This is a genomic window from Leptolyngbya sp. ST-U4, assembly GCF_039962215.1.
GTDB lineage: Bacteria > Cyanobacteriota > Cyanobacteriia > Elainellales > Elainellaceae > Leptolyngbya_A.
In genome coordinates this window covers 448,643-455,241 of sequence record NZ_JAMPKZ010000002.1, presented here as the reverse complement: position 1 = coordinate 455,241, position 6,599 = coordinate 448,643, and the positions used below count along the sequence as shown (strand labels likewise).

Annotated in this window: 2 protein-coding genes and 2 pseudogenes; 2 read left to right on the top strand and 2 right to left on the bottom strand. The window is 51.9% G+C overall.

All coding sequences use genetic code 11. The features are described from left to right. A pseudogene (locus NDA02_RS07485) lies at positions 1-149 on the top strand (IS5/IS1182 family transposase); the annotation flags it as partial. 295 nt (positions 150-444) lie between these two features. Here the strand turns inward: NDA02_RS07485 and NDA02_RS07480 are convergent. Beyond that, a complete protein-coding gene (locus tag NDA02_RS07480; protein WP_348254724.1) occupies positions 445-894 on the bottom strand; it encodes a hypothetical protein in 450 nt (149 codons plus the stop codon). 415 nt (positions 895-1,309) lie between these two features. Continuing rightward, positions 1,310-1,753 (bottom strand): annotated as a pseudogene (locus tag NDA02_RS07475) (M23 family metallopeptidase); the annotation flags it as partial. A 2,667-nt stretch (positions 1,754-4,420) separates the two neighbouring features. On the opposite strand from NDA02_RS07475, the gene ppk1 reads away from it, so the two are divergent. Then, positions 4,421-6,583 carry a polyphosphate kinase 1 gene (gene ppk1, locus NDA02_RS07470; protein ID WP_348254723.1) on the top strand — a complete coding sequence of 721 codons (2,163 nt, stop codon included), beginning with the start codon at positions 4,421-4,423 and terminating at the stop codon, positions 6,581-6,583. Positions 6,584-6,599 lie beyond the last annotated feature (16 nt).

Below are 6,599 nucleotides of genomic sequence, written 5' to 3'. Positions count from 1 at the left end.
AATCGCGAGTGGTCTGTGAAAATGCGTTTGCTGGAGTCAAGCGTTACAATGCGGTGAGCGCTATCTATCGCAATCGAAAAGCGGAGTTTGATGATCACCTTATGCTAACCGCAGCAGGATTATGGAACTTCTACCTGACTGCGGCATAGGAAGAACTTGAAAGGTCGCATTGGCTAGCTCTGTTCTTATTTCCCGACAACTCTAATGGATAAAGCACATTGCCAGCGCATGAAGACCAGGCGCAAGGTTATCTCCAAACGCAGAGACAGTGCCCGCTCTCCTTTTGCCTGCGCTCAAATGGCAGCAGTGACAGCAGTGACAGCAGTGGTAGATTAAAGCATGACAAATTGAAGCGAATCGATAGCTTAAATGCGATCGAGCGACTCACAACCAAGCGAACACGTAATGCAGATTTGGCAGCTGCGGAACTTAGCTCTCCACGGTTTAGCTTTCAGCAATAAAACCCGAGGGTTCGATCGGAGACTCTGAAGCAGCACTCTGCGAAACAAGCAGTTCTTCAGAGGCGACAGAGCTAACACTCGATTGAGCAGGTTCTGCAAAAAAGGAATTGGGTTCAGCAACAGGCATGAACGGCACATATGCAGGCTCCAGAGCGCGATCCGGTAAAACAATTCCTTCTTGCAATCCCGATCCTGCCTGTTGGAGCCGCTGCTTTGCCCGATATTTCCGCCTCAACAGTTCGACTGCACCCAGACCGCTTCCTACGCTAGAAACGATCGCAATCCCCAAATAGCGAATAATACTGTTTCTCGTTTCGCGATCCATTCGCGAAGGCGGGGTCTCACTCCACTGAGGCGGAAAATCCATCAGCACCGGAATTGGCTGCTGCATCACCAGGGGCAAAGTCATGGCAGAAAAAACAGTACTTGCCACTAGAACGGCAGTGAGGATACCATGACTAGAACGAACACGACTTGAACAAACACTGCTCATATACAGTTGCTCCGCACAATGAGTTAAGGGCTTATATACTCAAACGCGGTAGCGCACCCCCGTAACCGGAGATAATTCATCTGTCTCATTCAATCTTAACTAAGTGTATAAAGAAGCACTCTGTCAATCGGGAGAAGAGTGTGGATTGATGGGTAGATCACGGGTAGATCAGGGAAGGGGTGGAGGGGTAAGCGGGTGGATAAAGATGCCCTTGGTTTGTCCATGTTAAATCTGTGCTAACTCAGGTCGGGGGTAAGTGACCAAGGCAAAAGAGAAATAAAACGCTATTGCCTTCAAAACCCCATTCCTTGAGAAGCTCCACCTACCCATCCACTCATCGGCCTACCTTACCTCATCACTCGCCTCCCCCCTGCCCCAGTTCCCGGCTCGCGATCGTCTTTGCCGTAGCAGAAAGCGGATCGATCGCCGTCCAGCCGTTCTCGGTTGGAATATGAGTTTCAAAATGCAGGTGCGGTCCAGTAGAGTTACCTGTACTGCCGACCCAGCCCACGACGCTGCCCTGCTGAACGATCGCTCCAGGACGAACGGCAATTCCTGAAAGGTGAGCGTAGAGGTTGCGGTAGCTTCCGGCTGCTGTTTCGACAATTACCGCTAATCCATAGCCGCCCATATAATCTGCTGCCACGATGCGCCCTGCCATTGCCGCCACCACTGGAGTTCCCATCGGCGCACCCAGATCAACGCCTGCATGAAAGCGACGATCGCCCGAAATGGGATGAATTCGCCAGCCAAATGCCGAAGTCAGCACGGCTGGAATTGGCAACGGAAAGACTAAATTTCCCCATCCCATTTGTCTTGCTAGAGCAGGCGAAACCGTGAGACTAGTGGATTCGGCGCGGGGCGAGAAACAATCCAGCGGAGCCGTCTGCGGAGTCACAGTTTTTTGGCTGACGGTCTGGGCTTTCGGCGGGGGAGTAACGCTGACTGCGGGTGGGGAAAGCTTAACTGCATCTTTCTCCACAAGCTGGAAATCCGCCAAAGACTGCTTCAGGTCGAGCAGGTAAGGACTGACGCTGAGGGCAGGCTGAAGCAAATCAAGCGATCGAGCCGACTGTTCAGAAGTCGAGGACAGCAAGGAAGGCACCGCAGCAGACTCCGCAGAATTTTCATCTCCCGTTTCGATCATCTGGGCTTCTATCTGGACTTCTATCTGGGTTTCGGGTTCTGGTTGAGAGTGCACAGGTACAAAGGGCAGACGAATTCCAGCTTCTTTTAGCGGTTTACTGAGCCAGTAGCCCATGATCTCGATCGGCGATGCAGGCTGAAGGTTGAAGCGATCGAGATTTCGAGCCTGAGCAGTAGAATTTTTGAGATTTTTAGATAAATCAGCCGACGGTGAATCCGCAGAAAAATCGGGGCGAACCGCAAGCGATCGAGGCTGAGCCGGAGTTGCTGCCTTTTCAGAAGCAGTTACAGATTCAGCAGCGGTGGGTTTATCAACCGGTTGCTTGGCGATGGGCTTCGCAGTCGATGATTTCTGCTCAATCGCTTCTGCGGCAGTTGATTTTGCAGCCGATGACTTCGCATCTGCAGAGCGAACGGGTTGCGCGGTAGGTCGCTTAACAGCAGATGCCAGAGTTGCAGCAACTCGATTCCCAAAGCCGGGAAGCGGTTTCTTCTCGTTAGCCTGGGAAGGGCGAACAGCGGCTTGAGCAGCAGGCGCATCGGCAGCCGAGCATTGCGGAATTGCAAAGGTTTCTGGCAAAGCGCGACCGATCGGCGCATAGCCGGGTGTATAGGCAGGCATCGACGCGATCGCATCACCGGGAACCGTTCTCCCAGAAGCTTGAGCAGACGCAGATGGGGCTGCCGCAACAGGAGAAGACTGAGTGCCTGACTGACCTGGTACTTGAGCCGCAAGCTGATCAATCTGGGCAAGCAGTGCCGTTTGTAGTTCAAGCGGTAGGGCAGGATGGCGGGCAACCTCGCGGGCTGGCTCAAAGGCTCCGACTTCGGCATAATTCAGCGCAATTCGCATCAAATTTTGCTGAAGCTGAGCTTCTCGGCTTGCCTGATCTCGCGCCACGATCGCCGCTAACTTTTCATCAAGCTGTTGGCGCATTGCCCCAAGCGTTTGGGGCTGAGCAGCAGGCTGCTTGACAACTACCTGTTTTGAAGTGCCGCTTGGTTTTGACTGGGGAGTCGTCGCTGAATCTGTTGTTAAAGTTGAGGAAGAAGTCGGTTCAGCGGGGGAAGCAGGAGAAGGCGTTGAGGGAGCGGGAGCGATCGCAGCAGGCTCAGGTTGTGGAGACGGCTCAGGCGCGATCGGGGTTGTGGGAACGATGACACCCGCCACTTCAGGCGCGACGATCGACTCCACCGTCACCGGGGCTGAAGGACTGACCACAGAAGCAGACGGCTCCAACGATTCATCCGATAAGGGATCAGACAAATCTTGAACTGATTCCTCACTAGCGGTAGACGACGGAACTTCAGGGGGAATAGAAGCATCGGCGACCGAGGCAGGATAGACCTTGAGCATCGATGAGGTAATGACAACTGTGGCTAAACAGTGTCCAACAGGCTTGAGGATATGCTTCATGAGAGACCAGCGCAATCACAGCTTTATCGAGAGTTCCCAGACAATATGCAAACAGCGAAACGGGCTACCAGGAAAAACTGCATAATTTCTCCCGTGAAAGAACCACTTTGTATCGCTAAAGCTACACCAGAGAACCAAGGACAGGGAAAGGAAAGAGTAACAGTAAATCGAACGAGAATGACTTGAATTGAATCGCCTTTAAATCGCTTCTAAATTGAATTGCTGCTAAGTTCAGCGGCTTTCAAATTCAGAGGGTTTCCGTTCAATTACCTGAGACATTGCCATTTTCATCAAATTCATCAAAATCGTCTTTGTTAGGATTCGGTCGCATTAGAACGACAAACCAATTTGCCGAATTTAAGCAGCCCAGGCAATCCTCGCTGATATTACACCCTTTTTGATTAAGGAGGCAGTTCAGCTCATAGATGTTCCTTTTCACATCTCCTCTTACAGGTGTCCTCATCAAAGGGCTTGATTTCCTTAAATTCTCCCACACAGATTCGAAAGATACCTATTATTACCGAGGCAGCTTTACGAAGGCTTTGTGATCGGTTGAGATGCGATCGGAGTAGCCAGACCCAAACAAGCCATAACCGAAACGGATTTTATTGCGATCGAGCAAGAACACAGAGGTTAACCATTCCTTTAAGCAGGACGAAAAGCAAGAAGGATAGGTTGCAAGCAAATTGCCTGAATGATGCAGTTCTTCCGGGCAGTTCAGTCAGCTCGATGCCCCAAAATTGCTTCGTGGTCGTGTTCCTCGTTTTGCTTAAGTTGCTTGAGTAGGATTGCTGATTGGCAAAGTCCATCCTGAGGTACTTACTGCGATCGGGCGTTGTGCAGAATACTTTTCTTCATGGGTAATTTTTGAGAGGATGAGCAGTACTTAGTGCCCAGAATGCTATGCCGAAAGCGAAAGAAACTCCCACCGAAGTCAACCTGAACCAAGCCCAGCTCTATTTCAATCGAGAGTTAAGCTGGCTTGAGTTTAATCGTCGTGTCCTGCAGGAGGCGTTTGATCAGCGCACGCTGCTGCTGGAGCGGCTCAAATTCTCAGGGATTTTTAGCGCAAACCTGGACGAATTTTTCATGGTGCGCGTTGCCGGGCTAAAACAGCAGGTCGAGGCACAGGTTAGCTCGCTCAGCCCAGATGGACGCACCCCACAGCAGCAGCTTGAGGCGATCGCTCAGGTTTTGCGCCCTATGGTGATGGAGCAGCATCGCCACTTTGAGCAGGTCTTGCGTCCAGCACTGGCAGAAAAAGGAATTCACCTGCTGAACTACATCGACCTCAATCAGGAACAGCGGCTTTTCCTCCAGGACTTTTTTGAGCGGCGAATTTTTCCCGTACTGACTCCACTTGCCGTCGATCCGGGGCATCCGTTTCCGTTTATTTCTAATCTCAGCCTTAATCTGGCAGTGGTTGTCAAAAACCCAGAAACTAATCGAGAGCATTTCGCCAGGGTGAAAGTGCCCAAAATTCTGCCGCGTTTTGTGGTGTTTCCGGCAGAGCTTCAGCACCAGGATGGTAAGCCGAGCCTCTGGACGGGCGTTCCGCTAGAGCAGGTGATCGCCCACAACCTGGAGGCACTATTTCCGGGAATGAATATCCAGGAATATCATCTGTTTCGGATTACCCGTGATGCCGATCTGGAACTGGAGGAAGACGAGGCAGAAGACCTGCTGGAAGCGATCGAACAGGAACTTCGCAAGCGGCGACTGGGCGGTTCAGTGGTGCGGTTAGAAGTTCAAAGCACGATTCCGGCTTCGATTCGATCGACGCTGATGCAGGAAATGGAGCTGGAGGACAGCGATGTTTACGAAGTGGAAGGACTGCTGAATCTCAAAGACTTGATGTCCCTGCTGTCACTACCCGTGCCTGAACTGAAAGATTTGCCTCGTATTTCCGTAGTATTGCCGGGGCTGCGATCGGTCGGTGATGGGCGATCATCCGGCAACAGCAGTTCCCACGATGAATCTGATATTTTTTCGGTGATTCGGCGCCGTGACTTGTTGGTGCATCATCCTTATTATTCGTTTTCGGGTTCGGTGCAGCGATTTATTATTCAGGCAGCCAATGATCCGCAGGTATTAGCGATCAAAATGACGCTTTACCGCACATCGGGAGATTCTCCGATCGTGAATGCTCTGATTACGGCGGCGGAAAAAGGCAAACAGGTGGTCGTGCTGGTTGAACTAAAAGCTCGGTTTGACGAACAGAATAATATCCAATGGGCTAAGCGACTGGAAGAATCCGGCGTTCACGTCGTTTACGGTCTGGTGGGGCTAAAAACGCATACGAAAGTGGTGCTGGTGGTGCGGCAGGAAGGCGATCGGATTCGTCGCTATGTCCACATCGGCACAGGCAACTACAACCACCGCACTGCCCGAATTTACACAGATTTGGGACTCCTGAGCTGCCGGGAAGAGCTGGGCGCGGATTTGACGGATTTGTTTAACTACCTTACAGGCTATTCGCATCAGCGATCGTATCGTCGGCTGCTGGTGGCTCCGGTGAATTTGCGCGATCGAATGCTGGGACTGATTCGGCGAGAGATTGACCACTGCAAGAATGGACAGCCAGGAAGGATTATCGCCAAAATGAATGCGCTGGTTGATCCGCAGATTATTGCTGCCCTTTACGAAGCCTCGCGATCCGGCGTCCAGATCGATCTGATTATTCGGGGTGTATGCTGTTTGCGTCCGGGTGTGGAAGGCGTGAGCGAAAACATCCGCGTCATCAGCATTATTGGTCGTTTCCTGGAGCATTCCCGAATTTTCTACTTCCACAATAACGGCCAGGAAGAAGTCTACATTGGCAGCGCAGACTGGATGCCTCGCAACCTCGATCGTCGGGTAGAAGCGATTACCCCGATCGAAGACCCGCAGCTTGCCAAAGATCTGCAAGAAATTCTGGGCATTCTGCTGACGGATAATCGCCAAGCCTGGGAGCTACAGCCGGACGGCTCCTACAAGCAGCGACAGCCCAAAGCAGGCGAACCAGAACGCAGTGCCCAGGCAATTTTCATGGACATGGCGATGCAGACGATCAGCAATTTGGCATAGGTGCAGCCGTCCTCAT